Origin of the sequence: Methyloversatilis sp. MC4-4, assembly GCF_049843555.1 — a bacterium.
Lineage (GTDB): Bacteria > Pseudomonadota > Gammaproteobacteria > Burkholderiales > Rhodocyclaceae > Methyloversatilis > Methyloversatilis discipulorum_B.
Genome location: NZ_JBBHZK010000003.1, coordinates 606,556 through 626,240 on the forward strand (window position 1 = coordinate 606,556; position 19,685 = coordinate 626,240).

The window sequence follows — 19,685 nt, forward strand, 5'->3', positions numbered from 1 at the left end:
CCAGAAAAAGGACGCCGCGGCTTCAGTGCGCGTCGGTGGGCGTCAGATCGGTCTGGTAGGGGTAGGGCTTCTGCGCGACGCGTGCCTCGTTGAAGCGGCGCTGCGCTTCGAAGTCCTGCGGCTTGTCCCACCACAGCGCACGGCCGCGGCGCTGCTCTTCGATCTGCTCCGGGTGCTTTTCGAGGTATTCGCGCATGAAGCGCGTGTGATCGGATTCGTAATCAGCCAATTGAAACTCCGTTGGAAACGACTCAATGTGTCTTGCCGCGCGATTCGTCGGTCTTGTCGCAGGCCCGCACGCGGGCGATGCGCACGACCTCCGGCACGCGGCGCAGGCCCTTCATGATGCGCGCCAGATGGACGCGATCACTGACCTGCAGCGTGAAGTGGATCTGTGTGTAGAGGCTGCCGTCCTCTTCCATGCCGACATTCTGGATGTTGGCGCCGCATTCGGCGATCTCGAAAGCGACCTTGGCCAGCACGCCGGGGCGGTTCGCCGCGATGACGCGGATGCCGACTTCGAACACGCGGCTGCTGTCGCGCTCCCACTCGACGTCGACCCACTGGTCACCGTCCTTGCGGTTGCGACGCAGCGTCGGGCAGTCGTGCGCGTGGATCATCAGGCCGGAACCGACACGCAGCTGACCGACGATCGGGTCGCCCGGTATCGGCTGGCAGCAGCGTGCGATCTGCACCGCCATGCCTTCGGAACCGCGGATCAGCAGCGCGCTCTCCGGCGCCGGCAGCGGCGTACCCTGCTGCTCGCTGGCGGTCTGCAGCTTGAGCAGGCTGCGCGCGACAAAGGTGGCCGAGCTCTTGCCCTGGCCGATGTCTGCAAGCGCCTCCTTGCGGCTTTTCACTTCGGCTGTCTCCAGCCATTGCGCCCACGAGGCGTCACCGATCTCGTCCGGCGTGACACCGAACTGGCGCAGCGCCTGGGTCAGCAGCCGCTCGCCCAGCTGTGCCGACTCCTCGACCTGCATGGTCTTCAGGAAGTGGCGGATCTGCGCGCGCGCCTTGCCGGTCTTCACGTAACCCAGCCAGGCCGGGTTCGGGTTCGGGTGCGAGGCGGTGATGATTTCGACCTGGTCTCCGCTGCTCAACTCGCTGCGCAGCGGCATCAGTTCCTGGTTGATGCGACAGGCCACACAACAATGGCCGACGTCGGTATGCACCGCGTAGGCGAAGTCGACCGCGGTCGCGCCGCGCGGCAGCGACATGATCTTGCCCTTGGGCGTAAACACGTACACCTCGCCCGGGAACAGGTCGATCTTCACGTGTTCGAGGAACTCGGCCGAATCGGGCGCCGAGCTCTGCAGTTCGAGCAGCGACTGCAGCCAGCGGTGGGTGTTGGCCTGCAGGTCGTCGAGCGACTGTTCGCTGTCCTTGTACAACCAGTGCGACGCCACGCCGTTCTGCGCGATCTGGTGCATTTCGGCGGTGCGGATCTGCACCTCGACCGGCGTACCGAAGGGGCCGATCAGCGTGGTGTGCAGCGACTGGTAGCCGTTGGCCTTCGGGATCGCGATGTAGTCCTTGAACTTGCCCGGCACCGGCTTGTACAGCGCATGCAGCGCGCCGAGGGCCAGATAGCAGGCCGCCACGTCCTTCACCACGACGCGGAAACCGTAGATGTCGAGCACCTGCGAAAAGGTCAGGTGCTTGTCGCGCATCTTGCGGAAGATCGAATACAGGCTCTTCTCGCGGCCGAACACGTCGGCGTCGATGCCGCGCTCCGGCAGACGGGTGCGGATCGCTTCGGTGATCTTGCCCACAACCTCGCGCCGGTTGCCGCGCGCCGACTTCATCGCGCGCTCCAGCACGCGGTAGCGCATCGGGTGCATCGCGTGGAAGGACATGTCCTGCAGTTCGCGGTACACGGCGTGCAGGCCGAGGCGGTTGGCGATCGGGGCGTGGATTTCCAGCGTTTCGCGGGCGATGCGGCGCTGCTTGTCCGGCCGCATCGAACCCAGCGTGCGCATGTTGTGCGTGCGGTCGGCCAGCTTGATCAGGATGACGCGCACGTCGCGTGCCATCGCCATCAGCATCTTGCGGAAGTTCTCGGCCTGCGCGTCTTCCTTCGACTGGAACTCGATCTTGTCGAGCTTGGACACGCCATCGACCAGTTCCGCCACCACTTTGCCGAAACGCTCGGCAATCTCCGCCTTGGTGATGGCGGTGTCTTCCATCACGTCGTGCAGCAGCGCCGCGCACAGCGCCTGCGAATCGAGCTGCCAGCCGGCGAGGATTTCGGCGACCGCCAGCGGGTGCGACACGTAAGGCTCGCCGCTCATGCGGAACTGCCCGGCGTGCGCGCTGGCCGACAGCGCGTACGCGTCGCGCACGCGCTGCACGTCTTCTTCGCGCAGATAGGTGGAAATGTCGGCGATCAGGCGTTCGAGATCGGCGACCGTAGAACAGGGGGGCGCCGGCGTACCGGCGTCGGGATCGTTGTCAGCCGGGGCGAGGCTGACGATGGGCTGTGCAGGCGTAACGTGGGCGACCGGGGTGGGCATGATGAGGTCGTCCACCGGTCGGTTCATGAAGTCAGCGCTGACAGCCCGGCCTCATCAGGCCTGGCCTCGGTTCAGGATTTCCAGACCGACCTTGCCGGCGGCGATTTCACGCAGCGCGACGACAGTGGGCTTGTCCTTGTCGCCATCGACCTGCGGCGTGCTGCCTGCGGACAGCTGGCGGGCACGGTAGGTGGCAACCAGCGTCAACTGGAAACGGTTCGGAATGCGCTTCAGACAATCTTCGACGGTAATGCGTGCCATATCAATTCACACCCAGGGAATGGAAAAACTCGGGATGCCGGGCCATCTGGCTCGATCGGAGTAGCCGCGCAGCGCGTGCGACGGTGACCATTTCGTCCAGCGCCTGACTCAGTATGTTATTGATTATAACGAAATCAAACTCGCGAAGATGACCGATCTCTTCGCGCGCCGCAGCCAGCCTGCGTTCTATCACCTCCGGCGCGTCCGATCCGCGGCCGGTCAGGCGCTGCGCCAGCGCCTCGAAGGACGGCGGCAGGATGAAGATGCTCACCGCCTCCGGAAACAGCGCACGCACCTGCTGGGCGCCCTGCCAGTCGATTTCCAGCAGCACGTCATGGCCCGCATCGAGCCGTTCTTCGAGCCAGCGACGCGAGGTGCCGTAGTAGTTGCCGTGCACGTGCGCCGACTCGATGAAGTCGCCCGCCGCGCGCATCGCGTCGAAGGTGTCGATGCTGACGAAGTGATAGGCAACGCCGTCCACCTCGCCCGGACGCGCCGCCCGCGTGGTGTGCGATACCGACAGTCCGATCTGCGGATCGCGTTCGAGAAGACCGCGCACCAGCGTGGTCTTGCCTGCACCGGACGGTGCGCTGACGATGAAAAGTACGCCGCGTTTAGCCATGTCTTGCAATGAAAAGGACGAAATACGCCGGAACCGCGTCAACGGCAGGCCGGCGTGAATCTGGAGCCGCCCGCCGGCTCACTCGATGTTCTGTACCTGCTCGCGCATCTGTTCGATCAGCAGCTTGAGCTCCATCGCGACGCCGCCAACGTCCTGTGCGACCGACTTCGAGGCCAGCGTGTTCGCCTCGCGGTTCAGTTCCTGCATCAGGAAGTCGAGCCGTTTGCCGGCGCTGCCGCCCTTGGCGAGGATGCGCTCCACTTCATCGAGATGCGCCGACAGCCGGTTCAGTTCCTCGGCGACATCGATGCGCACCGCGAACAGGCCGACTTCGGTGCGGATGCGCTCGTCGTCCGCGCTGCCTATGGCTTCCTGCAGTTTCTGCACGAGCTTGGCCTGGTATTCGCGCACGACCTCGGGCACGCGCGGCGTCACCTGCGCGACCAGTTCGCGCATGCGGGTGACGCGCTCCATCAGCATGCCGGCCAGTCGCACGCCTTCGCGGCTGCGCGACGCGGTGAGGTCGGCCAGCGCCTGCCGCACCGCACGTGCGCCCGCTTCGGTCAGCGCCTCGGCCGGTATCGTGTCGTCGCCCAGCATGCCGGGCCAGCGCAGCACCTCGGCGACCGACAGCGAGGCGGCCTGCGGCAGTGCCGCGCGCACGCCGGCTTCGAGCGCCACCAGCTGAGCCAGCAGCTGCGGGTTGAGCGCCAGCTCGCGCGCCGATTCGCCGCTCGCCTGCAGACCGGCACGGCAATCGACCTTGCCACGCGACAACGCGCCGGTGATCTGCTCGCGCAGCAAGGGCTCGATCACGCGCAGTTCGTCGGGCAGCCGGAAATGCAGGTCGAGGAAACGCGAATTAACGGTTCTGAGCTCAAGGTTCAGCGTCGCTGCGCCGACACTGACTGCAGCCGTCGCGAAACCCGTCATGCTGTGTATGCTGCCTGCCACGCGTTCTTCCCCTGTTGATCCATCGGTCATCAACGCGTGCAAACGCTGCCGACAGCACCTGTCGGGCAGCTTTACAGCCTGTGGGCAAACGCCCAGAATCGCGCCGAAACAAGGATCATAGCGGCCCGCAGAATGCCCCCACAAGTCAATTGCGCCCTGCCGCCGGGCTTTGAACTGGACCAGTACCGCATCCACAGCCAATTGAGCCTGGGCGGGTTTTCCATCGTCTATCTGGCGCACGACCGCGACAACACGCCGGTCGCGATCAAGGAATACCTGCCGAACGCGCTGGCCCTGCGCGAGGAAGGCCATATCCAGCCGAAGATTCCCGAGGAATTCCTGCCGGCCTTCCGCTATGGCATGAAGTGCTTCTTCGAGGAAGGGCGCACGCTGGCCGGGCTGAATCACCCGAACGTGGTGCGCGTGCTCAACTTCTTCCGCGCCAACGACACCGTGTACATGGTGATGCGCTATGAACGCGGCCGCACGCTGCAGGACTACATCACGCGTCGCCGCGGCGAGATTCGCGAAAGTTTCATCCGCTACGTGTTCACGCGCCTGCTCAACGGCCTGCGCGAAGTGCATTCGCACAAGCTGCTGCACCTGGACATCAAGCCGTCGAACATCTACCTGCGCAACAACGGTTCGCCGGTACTGATCGACTTCGGCGCCGCACGCAACACGCTGATGGTCGACACGCCGATGCTGAAGCCGATGTACACGCCCGGCTTTGCCGCCCCCGAGCACTACCGCAACCGCGACCTGCTCGGCCCGTGGAGCGACATCTACAGCATCGGCGCCAGCATGTACGCCTGCCTGTCGGGCGGACCGCCGCAGGCGGCCGACCAGCGCATGGAGAACGATACGGTCATCCTCGCCTCCGAGCGCTGGATAGGCCAGTACTCGAAGCAGCTGCTCGAAACGATAGACCTGTGCATGCAGCTCAATCACCTGAAGCGGCCGCAGAGCGTTTTCGCCCTGCAGCGGTCGCTGGCCACCTGGGACCGCGAGAACGAAGAGGCGGAACTGGCGGCCGCCGCCGCCGCTGCCGCCAGCACAAGCGCTTCCGATCACTGGCTCAACCGCGTGCGCGCACAGTTCAGCCGCTTCAGCACCTGGATGAGCAAATGAGATTCACCATCTTTCAGGACAGCCGCGTCGGCAAGCGCAAGTCCAATCAGGACCGCATGGCCTACTCCTACTCGCGCGACGCACTGCTGATGGTGGTGGCCGACGGCATGGGTGGCCACTTCCAGGGCGAGGTAGCGGCGCAGATCGCGGTGCAGTATCTGGTCGAGTCCTTCCAGCGCGAAGCCAAGCCGCGGCTGAACGACCCCTTCCTGTTCCTGTCGCGCGGCCTGACCAACGCGCATTGCGCCATCCTCGACTACGCCGACGAGCGCGACCTCGAGGACGGTCCGCGCACCACCTGTGTCGCTTGCGTAATCCAGGATTCGGTCGCCTACTGGGCGCACGCTGGCGACTCTCGGCTCTATGTGCTGCGCGCCGGCCATGTGATGACGCAGACGCGCGACCACTCGCGCGTGCAGCGCATGATCGACCGCGGCCTGCTCGACGAGGACGGTGCGATGACGCACCCGCACCGCAACCGCATCTACAGCTGTCTCGGCGGCCCGATCGCGCCGCAGATCGAATATTCGCGCAAGACGCCGCTGCTGGCCGGCGACACCGTTCTGCTGTGCAGCGATGGTGTGTGGGGCCCGCTGGGCAATGACGTGCTGCTGAAGACCTTCGAGAATCCGGACGTGATGACCGCCGTGCCGCGGCTGATGGATCAGGCTGAGGCGGCGGGTGGAGAGACCGCCGACAATCTGACGACCGTGGCGATCAACTGGCACGACAACTACGCCGACGAGCCGCACGGCTCAGTCACCACTCGCACGCTGCCGCTCGACCGCCACACCACGGTGATCGAAAGTTTCGGCGACCGCGCGTCGATGCGCGAGGAGTGGGACGAATCGGCGATCGAATCCGCCATCGCGGAAATCAATTCCGCGATCAACAAGTACTCGAAGGGACAATGACGTGACACGACCCAGCGGCCGCCGGCCCGACCAGGCGCGCGACCTGCGCATCACCCGTAATTTCACCTGCCACGCCGAAGGGTCGGTGCTGATCGAGATCGGCAACACGCGCGTGCTGTGCACCGCCAGCGTCGAAGAGAGCGTGCCGCCCTTCCTGCGCGGCAAGGGCCAGGGCTGGGTAACCGCCGAATACGGCATGCTGCCGCGCGCCACCCACACACGCAGTGCGCGCGAGGCGGCCAAGGGCAAGCAGACCGGCCGCACCCAGGAAATCCAGCGTCTGATCGGCCGCAGCCTGCGCTCGGTCACCGACCTCGCCGCGCTCGGCGAACGCCAGATCACGCTGGACTGCGACGTGCTGCAGGCCGATGGCGGCACCCGCTGCGCCTCGATCACCGGCGCCTGCGTCGCGCTGCACGACGCGCTGACCGGTCTGGTGAAGAAGGGGCTGCTGCCCGCCAACCCGCTGCGCGAACTGGTCGCCGCGGTGTCGGTCGGCATACATGAAGGCACGCCGGTGCTCGACCTCGACTACGATGAGGATTCGAACTGCGACACCGACATGAATGTCGTCATGACCGCCTCGGGCGGCCTGTGCGAAGTGCAGGGCACGGCCGAGGGCGTGCCCTTCACCCGCAGCGAACTGAACGCGCTGATGGATCTGGCCGAGAATGGCATCAACGGCCTGATCGCGGCCCAGCGCCGCGCACTGGAGATCTGACCCCTGATGAAAATCGAACGCCTGGTCCTCGCAAGCAACAACGCCGGCAAGCTGCGCGAACTGTCGGCCATGCTGGCGCCGCTGGGCATCGAGGTGGTCACTCAGGGCTCGCTCGGCGTCAGCGAGGCGGAAGAGCCTCACCCCACTTTCGTCGAGAACGCGCTGGCCAAGGCGCGCCATGCGGCGCGCGAAACCAGTTTGCCGGCGCTGGCCGACGACTCCGGCCTGTGCGTCAGCGCACTCGGCGGCAAGCCGGGCGTGCTGTCGGCGCGCTACGCCGGCGAGCCGAAATCCGATCTCGCCAACAATGCCAAGCTGATCGCCGATCTGCACGGCGTGGACGACCGCCGCGCGCATTTCTATTCGGTCATCGTGCTGGTGCGCTCGGCCGACGACCCGCAGCCGCTGATCGCCGACGGCGAATGGCACGGAGAGATCGTCGCGCAGGCACGGGGCGACGGCGGCTTCGGCTACGACCCGCACTTCTTCGTACCTTCGCTCGAACAGACCGCCGCCGAACTGGCACCGGAACTGAAGAACACGCTGTCGCACCGCGCGGCGGCGATGCGTCATCTGCTCGACCGGCTGCAGAATCCGTCATGAGCCGCGTCATCCCGCTGAAGCCGGCGCGCGCCGCGCAGCCGGGGTCGGCGGGCGCAACATCGCCAGCCTCGTCGGACTCGCCGGCGTTCACCGTTTCGCCGCCGCTGTCGCTGTACATCCACTTCCCGTGGTGCGTTCGCAAGTGCCCGTACTGCGACTTCAACTCGCACACGGTGCGCGACGGCATTCCCGAAGCCGCCTACATCGACGCGCTGATCGCCGACCTAGAATCGTCACTGCCCGAAATCTGGGGCCGCCGGGTACAGACCATTTTCTTCGGCGGGGGCACGCCCAGCCTGATGACGCCGGACGCGCTCGATCGCCTGCTCACCGCGGTGCGCGCGCGCGTGAATCTGTCGCCGGAAGCGGAAATCACGCTCGAGGCGAATCCGGGCACGGTGGAAGCCGACCGCTTCAAGGGTTTCCACGACGCCGGCGTGAACCGTCTGTCGATCGGCGTGCAGAGCTTCGACGACCGCCAGCTCGCCGCACTCGGCCGCATCCACGACACACGCGAGGCGCGGCGCGCCATCGACCTCGCGCTGCGCACCTTCGAGCGGGTGAACATCGACCTGATGTACGCGCTGCCGCAGCAGACGCTGAATGAAGCGCTGGCCGACCTCGACACCGCGCTCGCGACCGGCGTGAGCCATCTGTCCTGCTATCACCTGACGCTGGAACCGAACACCCCCTTCGCCGCACACCCGCCGGAGCTGCCGGACGACGATGTGTCAGCCGACATGCAGGAGGCGATAGAAGCGCGGCTGGCCGACGCCGGTTTCATGCACTACGAAACGTCGGCCTTCGCCAGGCCGGGGCAGCAGTGCCTGCACAACCTGAATTACTGGCAGTTCGGCGACTACCTCGGCATCGGCGCCGGCGCCCACGGCAAGCTGAGCTTCCACGACCGCGTCCGGCGCGACATGCGGCACAAGCATCCGAACGCCTATCTGGAAGGCGCCGCGCGCGGCGATTTCGTGCAGGAGTCGCGCATGGTCGGCAGCGATGAACTGCCCTTCGAATTCATGATGAATGCGGCGCGGCTGAACGACGGCTTCCATGTCGACCTGTTCGCGCGTCACACCGGCCTTGCGCTGGAACAGCTGATGCCGCGCCTGCTCGAAGCGCGCGAAGCGGGGCTGCTAGCACTGGACAGCGGTCGGGTGAAACCGACGCTGCGCGGACGCCGCTTCCTGAACGAGCTGCTGCAGCGATTTCTCGACTGAGGATGCCTGCGGGTCGTCGCAGTGCGAGGACCCGCAGCTGCGGCTTCAGCCCCTGCGCCGGAAGATCACGTCCCACACGCCGTGGCCCAGCCTGAGGCCGCGCGCTTCGAACTTGGTCAGCGGGCGATAGTCCGGGCGTGGCGCGAAGCCGTCGGCGGTGTTTTCCAGCAAGGGTTCGGCGGACAGCACGTCCAGCATCTGCTGGCCGTAGTCCTCGATGTCGGTGGCGCAGTGCAGATAGCCGCCGGGCGCAAGCTTGGCGGCGAGCTGGGCGACCAGCGGCGACTGGATGAGCCGGCGCTTCAGATGACGCTTCTTCGGCCACGGGTCGGGAAAATACACGTGGACGCCGGCCAGCGAACCATCGGGAATCATGTCGCGCAGCACCTCGACCGCGTCATGCTGGATGACACGTACATTGGCGAGTTGCTGTTCAGCGATCAGCTTGAACATGTTGCCGACGCCCGGGCCATGCACCTCTATGCCGATGAAATCGGTGTCCGGCCGTGCGGCCGCAATCTCGGCCGTGGTGAAGCCCATGCCGAAGCCGATCTCCAGCACCACCGGCGCGGCGCGACCAAATACAGCGGCGTAGTCGATCGCCTGCGGCGCGTACTGAACGCCCCAGCGCGGCATGCCCTCTTCGATATTGCGCACCTGGGCGGGCGACATGCGGCCCTGGCGCAGCACGTAGCTGCGGATGTGGCGTTGCGGGCGCGCGTCGTCAGCGCCCTCCGAGGTGTCCGGCGTATTGTCGTCGTTCATGCGAAAAATCCTGCTGCGCGACGCGTCAGGCGCCGCGCGAAGTGGGTTCAGCCGGTGATCAGGCCGCTGGTCGGCGAACTGGGCGCGCCGCTGTAAAGCTTGCGCGGCATGCGACCGGCGAGGAAGGCTTCGCGGCCGGCTTCGACGCCCTTCTTCATCGCGCTGGCCATCAACACCGGGTTCTGCGCCTTGGCGATGGCAGTGTTCATCAGCACGCCGTCGCAGCCCAGCTCCATCGCGATGGCGGCATCCGACGCGGTGCCGACGCCGGCATCGACGATGACCGGCACGCGCGCGTGGTCGATGATGAGGCGCAGATTCCACGGATTCAGGATGCCCATGCCGGAGCCGATCAGGCTGGCCAGCGGCATCACCGCGACGCAGCCGATCTCTTCAAGCCGTTTGGCCATGATGGGGTCGTCCGAGCAGTAGACCATCACGTCGAAGCCGTCGCGCACCAGTGTTTCGGCCGCGGCCAGCGTCTGCGTCATGTCCGGGAACAGCGTGTCGGCGTCGCCCAGCACTTCCAGCTTGACCAGGTTGTGGCCGTCGAGCAGTTCGCGCGCCAGTCGCAGCGTGCGCACCGCGTCGTCGGCGGTGTAGCAGCCGGCCGTGTTGGGCAGCAGCGTGTAGCGGTCGGGCGGCAGCACCTCCAGCAGGCTGGGCTGACCCGGCTCCTGGCCGATATTGGTGCGGCGGATGGCGACGGTGATGATTTCGGCGCCAGAGGCCTCGACCGCCTCACGGGTTTCGTCGAAGTCGCGGTACTTGCCGGTACCGACCAGCAGGCGCGACGAGAACTCGCGCGTACCAATCTTCAGGATGTCCTTGCTCATGTGAATCTTCCGGGTTCAGCCGCCGCCTACGGCAACGACGATTTCGAGGCGGTCGCCAGCGCTCAGCACGGTCTGCGCGTGCGACGCGCGCGGCACGATTTCACCGTTGCGTTCTACCGCGATGCGCTTGCCGGCCAGCGCCAGTGCGGCGACCAGGTCGGCCACGGTCTGCCCGGGCGTGATCGGGTGCGGCTGGCCGTTCAGATGGATGGATACGGTGGGTGCGCTCACCGCACAAGTGTACCGGTATTGCAGCGCAGCGCACGCCGGACCGGGCGGATGCGCCGGATCAGGTCGGGATTTTGTCCCTTAACAATTAGCACACTACTGATCATAGTCGCCACGCGCTCGATGTCTGTCCATGCACCCGCAAGAAGGTGCGCCCGGGCGCGCAACACAAGCCACCCCGTGCCGTCCGGCTGCGCACTCGCATGCGCAGGCGTTCGCGCGCGACAACGGAGAATCAGAGACGTGAGAACCAGAAAAATCGCGAGGAGCCCCGCCCCCACCTTGATCGCGCTGGCGATCGGCTGCATCGGCGGCGTAGCCCACGCCCAGAGCAGCCCGACCGCGCTGCCCGCGATCACCGTGATCGAAGCCCTGCCCGACCGCCTCGAAGCCATTCCCGGCTCGGTCCATGCGATCGGTCCCGAACAACTCGAAGCGCAGCGCCCGCTGTCGATCATGGAAGCGGTACGCGAAGCACCGGGCGTACATGTCGTCGCCGAGGACGCCTTCGGCCTGAACCTGAACATCGGCGTGCGCGGCCTCGACCCGCGCCGCAGCAGCCGCACGCTGCTGCTGGAGGACGGCGCCCCGATACAGCTCGCTCCCTACGCCGACCCAACTACCCACTATCACACGCCGCTGGAGCGCATCCGCCGCATCGAGGTGATCAAGGGTTCGGGCCAGATCGTGCACGGCCCGCAGACGGTGGGCGGCGTGATCAACTTTGTCACGCAGGACGTGCCGCGCAAGTTCCAGGGTTCGGTGCAGGCGTCGGCCGGCAGCCGCGACTTCTACGGCCTGTCGGCCAGTGTCGGTACCGGCGGCGACTGGGGCGGCGTGCTGCTCAGCGCCAGCCAGAAGGAAGGCGACGGCACCCGCCGCGGCAACGAGCACAAGATGACGGACGTGTCGATCAAGGCGCTGCTGAACCTGAATGCGCGCAACACGCTGATGCTGAAGTACGGCTACTTCGAGGAGGACTCGAAGTTTGGCGAAGCCGGCCTCGACCAGGCCCGCTACGAGCGCGACCCGTACGCCAACCCCTTCCGCGACGACCGCTTCGAACTGGAACGCAACGCCGCACAGGCGGTGCACACCTTCCAGATCAACGAAGAGGCGAAGCTGACCACCAATATGTATTACAGCAAGGTGGATCGCGCCTCCTACCGCCAGCTCGACGCCATCGCCGAAGAGGACGAACTGGAAACGCTGCGCGACGGCGACCCGGTGCCGCTGTCCGGCGCCTGCCCGGCGAACATCGACTACACGGTGCCGAACGGCTTCGAGGACTTCGCCCGTCTGTGCGGCAACAACATGCGTCCGCGCAGCTATGAAACCTTCGGCATCGAGCCTCGGCTGGACCTTAAGCACAACACCTTCGGCATCCAGAACGAACTGGTGATGGGCGTGCGCCTGCACTGGGAAGACGTCAGCCGCAAGCGCTACAACGGCGCCTTCTCGACCGCACGCGAGAATTCGATCGGCACCCTGTTGCGCGACGACTTCCGCATCAAGACCGACGCGCTGTCCGGCTACGTGCAGAACACCTTCTACATCGGCAACTGGTCGCTGACGCCGGGTGTGCGCTACGAACAGTACCGGCAGACCTTCAGCGCCTCGACCGAGGACTTCAACCCGGTCAATGCCCGCCTGTCCGACAAGAACGACAAGGTGCTGCCGGGTTTCGGCGTGACCTGGTTCGGCCTGCCCGACACCACGGTGTTCGCCGGCGTGCATCGCGGCTTCGCGCCGCCGCGCCCGGACGCCACGCTGTCGCCGTTCGACGCCGACTACGTGGCGGTGAGCCCGGAGCTGAGCACCAACTACGAGCTGGGCATGCGTTCGGCGCCGCTCAAGGGCGTCCAGCTCGAAGCCACGCTGTTCCGCATCGACTTCAAGAACCAGATCGTGCCCGGCCAGTCACTCGGCCTCGGCCAGACCTTCGCCAACGGCGGCGAAACCCGCAAGGAAGGCCTGGAGCTGGGCGGCCGCATCGACTTCGGCCGCATGAACGGCAGCGCACACAACGTCTACCTGAAGGGCTCGTACACGCATCTGTGGACGGCGCGCTTCGAGAACGACGTGCTGAACACCGTCTATGACGCCGCGCGCAACGAGATCGGCGAGGTTAACGTCAATGGCAACCGCACGCCTTACGCGCCGCGCCACCTGCTGGCGGCGGCGATCGGCTACGAGCACGCGTCGGGCTTCGACATGCGCCTGGGCGTCGAGCACATCAGCGAGCAATACACCGACGGTCTGAACTCGAAGACGCCGCTGCCCGACGGCCAGTCGGGGGAGATCGATGCGCAGACCATCTTCAACGCATCTGCCAACTACCGCCTGAAGCCGCAGGGCATGACACTGTTCCTCAGTGCCGCCAACCTGACCGACCGCACCTATATCGTGAGCCGCGTGAATGGCATCCACGTGAACCGGCCGCGGCAGGTGATCGCTGGCGTGCGCTGGGACTTCTGATCCACGTCCGGCCTCTGCCCAGATTTCCCGTCCGCGCGAGCGGACGGGAACTGACGGCGCCGGCATGACTCTTTTCGACAGTCCCGCAACGGAGTGCCCGATGAACCGCTACTGCATCGCCACCGCACTTTTCCTGCTGTCGCCTGTCGCCTTCGCCGCCGGCGATCTGAGCAAGCAGGAGCCGACGACCGTCACCATCCAGATGGGCGCCGACAAGGGCCAGCATCGCTTCACCCCGGACGCGCTGACGCTCGAAACCGGCAGGCTTTACGCGCTGCGCATCGACAACACCGGCAGCGAACCCTATTACTTCGGCTCGAATGGCCTGGCCGATGCCGTCTACACGCGCAAGGTCGTCGCCAAGGACGCCGCCGGCAAGGTGGTCGCCGAGATCTACGGCCCGATCCGGCGCATCGAAGTGGCGCCCGGCCACAGCGTCGAGTGGTGGTTCCTGCCGATACGCACCGGCAAATTCGACGACGTGATGTCGAAGCGCTCGCAGGCTGAAGCCGGCATGCGAGCGACCATCGAGGTGAAGTAGACGCGCATCCGGCGTACAATCCGCAGCGCTCCGGCAAGCGTGGAGCGCTGCGCGGGTGTAGTTCAATGGTAGAACGGCAGCTTCCCAAGCTGCATACGTGGGTTCGATTCCCATCACCCGCTCCAGCCCTGCCCTCCTCAGGGCCTTCGTCTTTTCCTACAGCCTCGCCGCATCGCCGCCGCTAGACTGGCCCCTCCGCAGAACCTCCGTACGCCGCTTCACCCCTGCTGCATCCGGATCGCCAGATCCATCCATCGCCGCCGGCCGACGCTGTTCGCCGGCACGCACGCCACACAATCCGGGAGAACCCGCCATGCGATTGCGACGCCTGCCGCACTGCCTTTCCATCTTCCTGCCGGCGCTGCTCAGCGCCGCCCCCGCCAGCGCCGACGAGGTGCAGTTCGCCAACGGTGACCGACTCAGCGGGCGCATCGTCAGCAAGGCGGGCAACGAACTGGTCATCGCCACCGAATACGCCGGCGAGGTACGTGTACGCTGGGACCAGGTCACCAGCGTGCGCACCGACGAGGCGCTCACCGTGATGACCCGCGACGGCGACCTGCTCAACAAGGCGCAGCTGTCACCAAGTGCGCCGGACAAGGTCGAGGTATCGAGTACGACCGGCAATGCACCGGTGGCGCGCGACGACATCGCCTACATCAACCCGACGCCGGAACAATCGGGTAATGGCGTGAGCTACAGCGGCCGGGTGAACCTGTCGGCCGCCTTCGTGCGCGGCAACTCGGAGAACGACCGGGTGTACGGCGATGCCGGCCTCAATGCGCGCGCCAAGGGCTACGCCTGGGGGCTGGGCATGAAGGTGGACCGGCGCAAGGACCGCGGCGTGCGAACCGCGCAGCAGTGGCTGTTCGACGGCAACTACGACCACTTCGTCGATGACGACAACTTCATCTATGCGCGGCTGTCGCTGGAACAGGACAAGTTCAAGGACATCCAGCTGCGGACCACGACCGGTGCCGGTTACGGCTGGCAGCTGTACAACGACGACAATACACGGCTGTCGCTGCGTGCCGGTCTCGACCACGTCAATCTGGATCGCGTCGCCGGCATGGACGAGGACTATCCGGCTGCCGGCTGGGGCGTGCGCGCCTCGCACTGGGTGTTCGACCGTCGGGCCGAACTGTTCCACGACCAGGACGGCTTCTGGAGCCTGTCGGACGACGACTTCCTGACCATCCGGACCAAGACCGGCGTGCGCCTGCCGATCGCCGGCGGCATCACCGCCTCGGCGCAGCTGAACGCCGACTGGGAGCGCACGCCCGCGCCCGGCCGCAAGGCGACCGACTCGACGCTGCTGCTTGGCCTGGGCTACGTCTGGTGATCAGGGCTGGCGGATGCCGCGGTAGGCGCCGCCGAAATACAGCAGCGGATCGCCAGCGCTGCGCTCGAAGCGCTCCACCCGGCCGACGAAGATGAGGTGATCGCCGCCGGCGTACTGGATGTCGTTGCGACACTCGAAGCGCGCCAGGCAGCCTTCGATCAGCGGCGCGCCACCCAAGCCATCCGTCGTCTGCACACCGGCGAAGCGCTGCTCGCGACTGCTGGCGAACTGGCGCGACAGCGCCTGCTGGCTTTCGCCCAGCACGTGCACCGCGTAATGCGAGCAGGCGCGGAAAGCCGCCTCGCTGGGCGAGCCAAGAGACAGGCTCCACAGCACCAGCGGCGGCTCCAGCGACACGGAATTGAAGGAATTGACGGTCAGCCCGACCGCCTCGCCATTCGGCGCGCGGGTCGTGACCACGGTGATCCCGGTCGCGAACAGGCCCAGCGCGTCGCGGAAGCTGCGGCTATCGTGCGCAGGATTGCTCATCGCCCCGCTCCATGCGGACGAACGGAGACGGGCACCGGACGGCGCGGGACGTAGACGGCGGGAAGCTTCATCGGGCGGGCTGCATGCAAGTGAGCACGGATTATCGCCGCTTTTGCATCACGGCCTACAATCCGCGCCCATGAATACTCCCTCAGAGGTAGCCGTCGGCGACGACTTCGCCGCCACGCTGGTGCGCTGGCAGCGCCTGCACGGCCGGCACGACCTGCCCTGGCAGACCGGCGACGCGTACGGCGTCTGGGTGTCGGAAATCATGCTGCAGCAGACACAGGTGCAGACGGTGATCGGCTACTACGGGCGCTTCATCCAGCGCTTTCCGACGCTGGCCGCACTGGCGGCCGCCGACGAAGCGTCGGTGATGGAGAACTGGAGCGGCCTTGGCTACTACGCCCGCGCGCGCAACCTGCACCGCGCCGCGCGCGAGGTAATGACGCGATTCGGCGGCCGCTTTCCCACCACGGTCGAGGACATCGAAAGCCTGCCCGGCATCGGCCGCTCGACCGCATCGGCCATCGCCACCTTCTGCTTCGGCGCGCATGCACCGATACTCGACGGCAACGTGAAGCGGGTGTTCGCCCGCGTCTTCGGCATCGAGGGCTTCCCGGGAACGCGCGCAGTCGAGCAGCGCATGTGGGCACTGGCGCACGCGCTGATGCCGACGCGCGACGGCGGGGTCTATACGCAGGCGCTGATGGATCTGGGCGCCACCGTGTGCACGCGCAACCGGCCGCGGTGCGACGCCTGTCCGGTCGCGGCGCGCTGCGAAGCACGCCTGCAGGGCCGGCAGCGCGAACTGCCGGCGCCGCGCCCGGCGAAGCTGCGTCCGCAGCGCCTGCGCCACGCACTGCTGGTGACGACGGCCGACGCGGTGCTGCTCGAACGTCGGCCCGGCCACGGCATCTGGGGCGGCCTACTCAGCCTGCCCGAACTGGCGGCGCAGACCTTGCCCGACGCGCTGCACGAAGCGGCGCACTGGCTGGCAGCGCACGGCATCTCCGGCCGCGCGGCGCAGGCGATGGCGCCGGTGATCCACGGCTTCACCCACTTCGAACTCCATCTGGTGCCCCTGCGCGTCGCGGTCGACGCGCGCAACACCTTCGCGGCGGAATCGTCGCTGCTCTGGCAGCCGCTCGCCGACGCCACCTCCGCAGCCTTGCCGGCACCGGTGCGCCGCCTGCTGGAAGCGCTTGATGACTGAGGCGCTGCGGTGCCGGGACGGCTGCGGCGCCTGCTGCATCGCGCCGTCGATCTCCAGCCCGATTCCGGGCATGCCCGATGGCAAGCCAGCGGGCGTGCGCTGCGTGCAGCTAACCGAAGACCTGCGCTGTGCCATCTTCGGTTCGCCCGAGCGCCCGGCCTGCTGCGGCGGGCTGCAGGCGTCGGCGGAGATGTGCGGCAGCGACCGCGTCCACGCGCTGCACTGGCTGCACAAGCTGGAAGAAGCCACCCGCAGCTGACGCCAAATCGCGGGAATGCGGGCCATTGCGCGCGCTAATCGGTGACTGCGCAGGCGCCGGCTGGGCTACTGTAAGGGCATCGACTTTCCGCACGGCGGCCTCGCTATGCACCTGTTCCGCGCCCTCGCCATACAGCTCGTATCCTGGATCGTTGCCGTGTTCGCGCTGCGCTACACGGTGACGCCGCCAGCCGGTATCGGCGCCATCGTCGTCATGCAGGCGGGCATCGCCGCCGCCTTCGCGCTGACTCTCAAGGCGCCGCGCTGGTGGGTGGTGATCCATCTGCTGTTCTCACCGCTGGTGGTCGGCGCCCGCATGCTGGACATCGCGCCGGCCTGGTATCTGTTTGCCTTCCTGCTGCTGTCGGCGGTGTTCTGGTCCACTTTCCGCAGCCGCGTGCCGCTGTTCCTGACCAACCAGGCGACGGCCCGTGCGCTGCTGCAGGCGCTGCCGCAGGAGCGCGCCATCCATCTGGTCGACCTCGGCTGCGGAACCGGCGAACTGCTGCGCCGGCTCGCCATGTCGCGGCCGGACTGCCGCTTCACCGGTGTCGAGAACGCGCCACTGCCCTGGCTGATCGCCCGCTGGCGCAACCGCCATCTGCCCAATGTGACGATACGGCGCGACGATCTGTGGTCGGTGCCGCTCGGGCAGTTCGACATCGTCTATGCCTTCCTGTCGCCGGTGCCGATGCCGAGGCTGGGTCGCAAGGCGGCACTGGAAATGAAGGCGGATGGGCAACTGATTGCCAACAGCTTCGAAATTCCTGGCATGGCGGCGGACCGCGTCATCGACGGCGACCCGGCCGCCCGTGCGCTATATGTGTACACATTTGCCGGACGACGCGGCAAGAATGGCCGCCCGGTCGCGGAAATAGAACCGGTTTCGGCTGCAGTTCCCGCCGATGGCGCACGCCTGATCGCGGAATAATCGTTGCTCGAACCCCGGTAGGTGGAGAACACGAAATGGCTGAAATCATCTGCGTGATCGGCAACAAGGGCGGCACCGGCAAGACCACGCTTTCACACATGCTGTGTCAGGGTCTGGGGCTGCTGAACCAGCGCTCGGTCTGCGTGCTGACCGACATCGGTCGCGAGCCGCTTGACCCCGAAGGCCGCCGCTATCTCACTGCCGACGCGCGTTCGCGCGATGCGCTGGCCAAGGTGGTGGACAAGATACGCGGCCTGAACAAGTGGATAGGCGTGATCGACGGCGGCGCCAACCGCAGCGAAATGGACCGCCACCTGTACGGCCTCGCCCACCTGGTGCTGCTGCCCTTCCGCGATTCGCACGAGGACATCCGCACCGTGCAGCAGGATCTGGAAACCTTCCCGCGCGCACTGGCGATTCCGACCCAGTGGCCAACCAATCCGTGGGCGCGCGAAGCCGCCGACAAGCTGATCGAGAGCCAGCTCGGTCAGTACCGCACGCGCATCCTGGAACCGGTGTTCGCGATTTCGTCGTCGAAGCAGCTGCTGCAGAAGCGCATCCCGGACAGCCTGCCGTCGCCGCTGGCCAACGCCTGCCGCCGTGTCGCTGCACCGGTGCTGGACATCCTGCGCATCGACCACGAAGAGGTGGATATCGACGCCGAGGACGCGATGGAACATGCCCTGCCGGCCCAGTCACGGAGCAGCGTCGAAGCGACGATGGGCAGCACCACCACGCACTGAGCCGGTCGCTGCGGGACGCGCCTTGCATGCGACCCGCGTTCAGCCCTCGCGGCGCGTACCGCGCTGCGCCAGCGCGATCAACACCTGCGCACGGGACGTCACCTTCATCGCCTTGAAGATGCGTGTCACGTGCACCTTGACCGTACCTTCGGCGAGACCGAGCGACTCGGCGATTTCGCGGTTGGAACGCCCCTCGGCAAGCAGGTGCAGCACCCGCGTCTGCGCCTGTGTCAGACCGTAGTCGTCGGCCGGACTCGGGCGTATGGTCGCCGACGTGCGTCCGGCCCGTGCGTTGGGCGGGCGACGCTCGGGCGGGGTATAGAGGCCGCCGTCGAGTACCAGGCGGACCGCCTGCACCAGCTGGTCGCCCGAATCGCCCTTCGACACGAATCCCGAGGCGCCCTGGCGCATCGCGCGCGACACCGTAGCCTTGTCGCTCAGCGCGGACACCACCACGACCGGCAGCGACGGATCGCGTTCGCGCAGCGTGGCGAGCAGAGAAAAGCCGTTCATGCCGGGCAGCATCAGGTCAGTCAGCACCAGATCGACCTCGGCACCGCCGTCGATCACGGCCAGCGCCTGCGCCGCATCGGACGCCTCGATCACGCACCACTCCGCACCCAGCCGCGCCAGCGTCTGGGCCATGCCCTCGCGTACCAGCGCATGATCTTCGACGATGAGCAGACAGCCCAAACAGAACCTCCCGATGACGTGTCGATGTGCTCCGCCTCGGCACGGTGTGAGCCGGAGGCGGGCCGCCTGAGTGTAATTGCGCACCCTCGCGGTGCAGTTCATCCAAGCGGACTACGACTAAAGTAATAATACAGGTCCCGAGTTGCGCCACTTTCCGCCATTATTGACGTCTCCGATGCGCGAGGCACTTTCAGGCGCTGACGACGTGATGGCCCCG

Annotated in this window: 22 protein-coding genes and 1 tRNA gene; 13 read left to right on the forward strand and 10 right to left on the reverse strand. The window is 66.6% G+C overall.

The window, feature by feature from the left end:
* Positions 1–22 precede the first annotated feature (22 nt).
* The 5 genes from WDZ97_RS15805 to WDZ97_RS15825 form a co-directional block, all read right to left on the reverse strand.
* Positions 23–229, reverse strand: coding sequence for a DUF3460 family protein (locus tag WDZ97_RS15805; protein WP_020166086.1), 207 nt, complete (start codon positions 227–229; stop codon positions 23–25).
* A gap of 22 nt (positions 230–251) precedes the next feature.
* Positions 252–2,516, reverse strand: coding sequence for a RelA/SpoT family protein (locus tag WDZ97_RS15810; protein ID WP_425763393.1), 2,265 nt, complete (start codon positions 2,514–2,516; stop codon positions 252–254).
* 54 nt (positions 2,517–2,570) lie between these two features.
* Positions 2,571–2,777, reverse strand: a complete 207-nt coding sequence (rpoZ, locus tag WDZ97_RS15815) for a DNA-directed RNA polymerase subunit omega (protein ID WP_019916482.1) — start codon at positions 2,775–2,777, stop codon at positions 2,571–2,573.
* A 1-nt stretch (position 2,778) separates the two neighbouring features.
* Positions 2,779–3,399, reverse strand: a complete 621-nt coding sequence (gene gmk / locus WDZ97_RS15820) for a guanylate kinase (RefSeq protein WP_304006567.1) — start codon at positions 3,397–3,399, stop codon at positions 2,779–2,781.
* Positions 3,400–3,477: 78 nt separating this feature from the next.
* On the reverse strand, positions 3,478–4,332 hold the full coding sequence (locus WDZ97_RS15825) for a YicC/YloC family endoribonuclease (RefSeq protein ID WP_304006565.1): 855 nt from the start codon (positions 4,330–4,332) through the stop codon (positions 3,478–3,480).
* A 153-nt stretch (positions 4,333–4,485) separates the two neighbouring features.
* Here WDZ97_RS15825 and WDZ97_RS15830 point away from each other — a divergent pair, with 153 nt between their 5' ends.
* Genes WDZ97_RS15830 through hemW form a run of 5 tightly spaced genes read left to right on the forward strand, consistent with a single transcriptional unit; the run spans position 4,486 to position 8,948 of the window.
* Positions 4,486–5,484 carry a serine/threonine protein kinase gene (locus WDZ97_RS15830; protein ID WP_024300767.1) on the forward strand — a complete coding sequence of 333 codons (999 nt, stop codon included), beginning with the start codon at positions 4,486–4,488 and terminating at the stop codon, positions 5,482–5,484.
* Positions 5,481–6,398, forward strand: a complete 918-nt coding sequence (locus WDZ97_RS15835) for a PP2C family protein-serine/threonine phosphatase (protein WP_425763375.1) — start codon at positions 5,481–5,483, stop codon at positions 6,396–6,398. The genes WDZ97_RS15830 and WDZ97_RS15835 overlap by 4 nt, the downstream gene beginning before the upstream one ends.
* Before the next feature lies 1 nt (position 6,399).
* A complete protein-coding gene (gene rph, locus WDZ97_RS15840) occupies positions 6,400–7,119 on the forward strand; it encodes a ribonuclease PH (RefSeq protein ID WP_304006556.1) in 720 nt (239 codons plus the stop codon).
* A 6-nt stretch (positions 7,120–7,125) separates the two neighbouring features.
* Positions 7,126–7,722, forward strand: a complete 597-nt coding sequence (gene rdgB / locus WDZ97_RS15845) for an RdgB/HAM1 family non-canonical purine NTP pyrophosphatase (RefSeq protein ID WP_425763376.1) — start codon at positions 7,126–7,128, stop codon at positions 7,720–7,722.
* A complete protein-coding gene (gene hemW / locus WDZ97_RS15850) occupies positions 7,719–8,948 on the forward strand; it encodes a radical SAM family heme chaperone HemW (RefSeq protein ID WP_425763377.1) in 1,230 nt (409 codons plus the stop codon). The genes rdgB and hemW overlap by 4 nt, the downstream gene beginning before the upstream one ends.
* Before the next feature lie 45 nt (positions 8,949–8,993).
* Here the strand turns inward: hemW and trmB are convergent, their stop codons facing one another.
* The 3 genes from trmB to thiS are packed head-to-tail and all read right to left on the reverse strand — an operon-like array spanning position 8,994 to position 10,780.
* The gene (trmB, locus tag WDZ97_RS15855; protein ID WP_425763378.1) at positions 8,994–9,713 is read right to left on the reverse strand and encodes a tRNA (guanosine(46)-N7)-methyltransferase TrmB; all 720 of its coding nucleotides are present in this window, start codon (positions 9,711–9,713) and stop codon (positions 8,994–8,996) included.
* Between the two features lie 47 nt (positions 9,714–9,760).
* The gene (locus WDZ97_RS15860; protein WP_341930291.1) at positions 9,761–10,549 is read right to left on the reverse strand and encodes a thiazole synthase; all 789 of its coding nucleotides are present in this window, start codon (positions 10,547–10,549) and stop codon (positions 9,761–9,763) included.
* Between the two features lie 15 nt (positions 10,550–10,564).
* Positions 10,565–10,780, reverse strand: a complete 216-nt coding sequence (gene thiS / locus WDZ97_RS15865) for a sulfur carrier protein ThiS (protein ID WP_425763379.1) — start codon at positions 10,778–10,780, stop codon at positions 10,565–10,567.
* Between the two features lie 240 nt (positions 10,781–11,020).
* On the opposite strand from thiS, the gene WDZ97_RS15870 reads away from it, so the two are divergent.
* From WDZ97_RS15870 to WDZ97_RS15885, 4 genes are all read left to right on the forward strand, one after another.
* Positions 11,021–13,255: a TonB-dependent receptor family protein gene (locus WDZ97_RS15870; RefSeq protein ID WP_425763380.1), complete on the forward strand. Its 2,235-nt coding sequence runs from the start codon at positions 11,021–11,023 to the stop codon at positions 13,253–13,255.
* Positions 13,256–13,355: 100 nt separating this feature from the next.
* A complete protein-coding gene (locus WDZ97_RS15875) occupies positions 13,356–13,796 on the forward strand; it encodes a hypothetical protein (protein ID WP_425763381.1) in 441 nt (146 codons plus the stop codon).
* 51 nt (positions 13,797–13,847) lie between these two features.
* Positions 13,848–13,921: transfer RNA gene (locus WDZ97_RS15880), tRNA-Gly, on the forward strand.
* 188 nt (positions 13,922–14,109) lie between these two features.
* The gene (locus tag WDZ97_RS15885; RefSeq protein WP_304006534.1) at positions 14,110–15,138 is read left to right on the forward strand and encodes a DUF481 domain-containing protein; all 1,029 of its coding nucleotides are present in this window, start codon (positions 14,110–14,112) and stop codon (positions 15,136–15,138) included.
* Here the strand turns inward: WDZ97_RS15885 and WDZ97_RS15890 are convergent, their stop codons facing one another.
* Positions 15,139–15,627, reverse strand: coding sequence for a flavin reductase family protein (locus WDZ97_RS15890; RefSeq protein ID WP_425763382.1), 489 nt, complete (start codon positions 15,625–15,627; stop codon positions 15,139–15,141).
* 139 nt (positions 15,628–15,766) lie between these two features.
* Between WDZ97_RS15890 and mutY the strand changes: the two genes are divergently transcribed.
* The 4 genes from mutY to WDZ97_RS15910 all read left to right on the forward strand — a co-directional run bounded on the left by mutY (position 15,767) and on the right by WDZ97_RS15910 (position 18,775).
* On the forward strand, positions 15,767–16,843 hold the full coding sequence (mutY, locus tag WDZ97_RS15895) for an A/G-specific adenine glycosylase (protein ID WP_425763383.1): 1,077 nt from the start codon (positions 15,767–15,769) through the stop codon (positions 16,841–16,843).
* A complete protein-coding gene (locus WDZ97_RS15900) occupies positions 16,836–17,102 on the forward strand; it encodes a YkgJ family cysteine cluster protein (RefSeq protein ID WP_304006526.1) in 267 nt (88 codons plus the stop codon). The genes mutY and WDZ97_RS15900 overlap by 8 nt, the downstream gene beginning before the upstream one ends.
* A 105-nt stretch (positions 17,103–17,207) precedes the next feature.
* Positions 17,208–18,032, forward strand: coding sequence for a class I SAM-dependent methyltransferase (locus WDZ97_RS15905; RefSeq protein ID WP_304006523.1), 825 nt, complete (start codon positions 17,208–17,210; stop codon positions 18,030–18,032).
* Between the two features lie 35 nt (positions 18,033–18,067).
* Positions 18,068–18,775: a hypothetical protein gene (locus WDZ97_RS15910; RefSeq protein WP_019916462.1), complete on the forward strand. Its 708-nt coding sequence runs from the start codon at positions 18,068–18,070 to the stop codon at positions 18,773–18,775.
* 39 nt (positions 18,776–18,814) lie between these two features.
* Here WDZ97_RS15910 and WDZ97_RS15915 read toward each other — a convergent pair whose 3' ends face one another.
* Positions 18,815–19,468, reverse strand: coding sequence for a response regulator (locus WDZ97_RS15915; RefSeq protein ID WP_020166106.1), 654 nt, complete (start codon positions 19,466–19,468; stop codon positions 18,815–18,817).
* Positions 19,469–19,685: the final 217 nt, after the last annotated feature.

Bases quoted from the DNA above. Each gene is read 5' to 3' on its own strand.
- WDZ97_RS15810 (WP_425763393.1), bottom strand. From the start codon at position 2,516: ATGCCCACCCCGGTCGCCCACGTTACGCCTGCACAGCCCATCGTCAGC.
- rpoZ (WP_019916482.1), bottom strand. From the start codon at position 2,777: ATGGCACGCATTACCGTCGAAGATTGTCTGAAGCGCATTCCGAACCGT.
- gmk (WP_304006567.1), bottom strand. From the start codon at position 3,399: ATGGCTAAACGCGGCGTACTTTTCATCGTCAGCGCACCGTCCGGTGCA.
- WDZ97_RS15825 (WP_304006565.1), bottom strand. From the start codon at position 4,332: ATGACGGGTTTCGCGACGGCTGCAGTCAGTGTCGGCGCAGCGACGCTG.
- WDZ97_RS15830 (WP_024300767.1), top strand. From the start codon at position 4,486: ATGCCCCCACAAGTCAATTGCGCCCTGCCGCCGGGCTTTGAACTGGAC.
- WDZ97_RS15835 (WP_425763375.1), top strand. From the start codon at position 5,481: ATGAGATTCACCATCTTTCAGGACAGCCGCGTCGGCAAGCGCAAGTCC.
- rdgB (WP_425763376.1), top strand. From the start codon at position 7,126: ATGAAAATCGAACGCCTGGTCCTCGCAAGCAACAACGCCGGCAAGCTG.
- hemW (WP_425763377.1), top strand. From the start codon at position 7,719: ATGAGCCGCGTCATCCCGCTGAAGCCGGCGCGCGCCGCGCAGCCGGGG.
- trmB (WP_425763378.1), bottom strand. From the start codon at position 9,713: ATGAACGACGACAATACGCCGGACACCTCGGAGGGCGCTGACGACGCG.
- WDZ97_RS15860 (WP_341930291.1), bottom strand. From the start codon at position 10,549: ATGAGCAAGGACATCCTGAAGATTGGTACGCGCGAGTTCTCGTCGCGC.
- WDZ97_RS15875 (WP_425763381.1), top strand. From the start codon at position 13,356: ATGAACCGCTACTGCATCGCCACCGCACTTTTCCTGCTGTCGCCTGTC.
- WDZ97_RS15885 (WP_304006534.1), top strand. From the start codon at position 14,110: ATGCGATTGCGACGCCTGCCGCACTGCCTTTCCATCTTCCTGCCGGCG.
- WDZ97_RS15890 (WP_425763382.1), bottom strand. From the start codon at position 15,627: ATGAGCAATCCTGCGCACGATAGCCGCAGCTTCCGCGACGCGCTGGGC.
- mutY (WP_425763383.1), top strand. From the start codon at position 15,767: ATGAATACTCCCTCAGAGGTAGCCGTCGGCGACGACTTCGCCGCCACG.
- WDZ97_RS15900 (WP_304006526.1), top strand. From the start codon at position 16,836: ATGACTGAGGCGCTGCGGTGCCGGGACGGCTGCGGCGCCTGCTGCATC.
- WDZ97_RS15905 (WP_304006523.1), top strand. From the start codon at position 17,208: ATGCACCTGTTCCGCGCCCTCGCCATACAGCTCGTATCCTGGATCGTT.
- WDZ97_RS15910 (WP_019916462.1), top strand. From the start codon at position 18,068: ATGGCTGAAATCATCTGCGTGATCGGCAACAAGGGCGGCACCGGCAAG.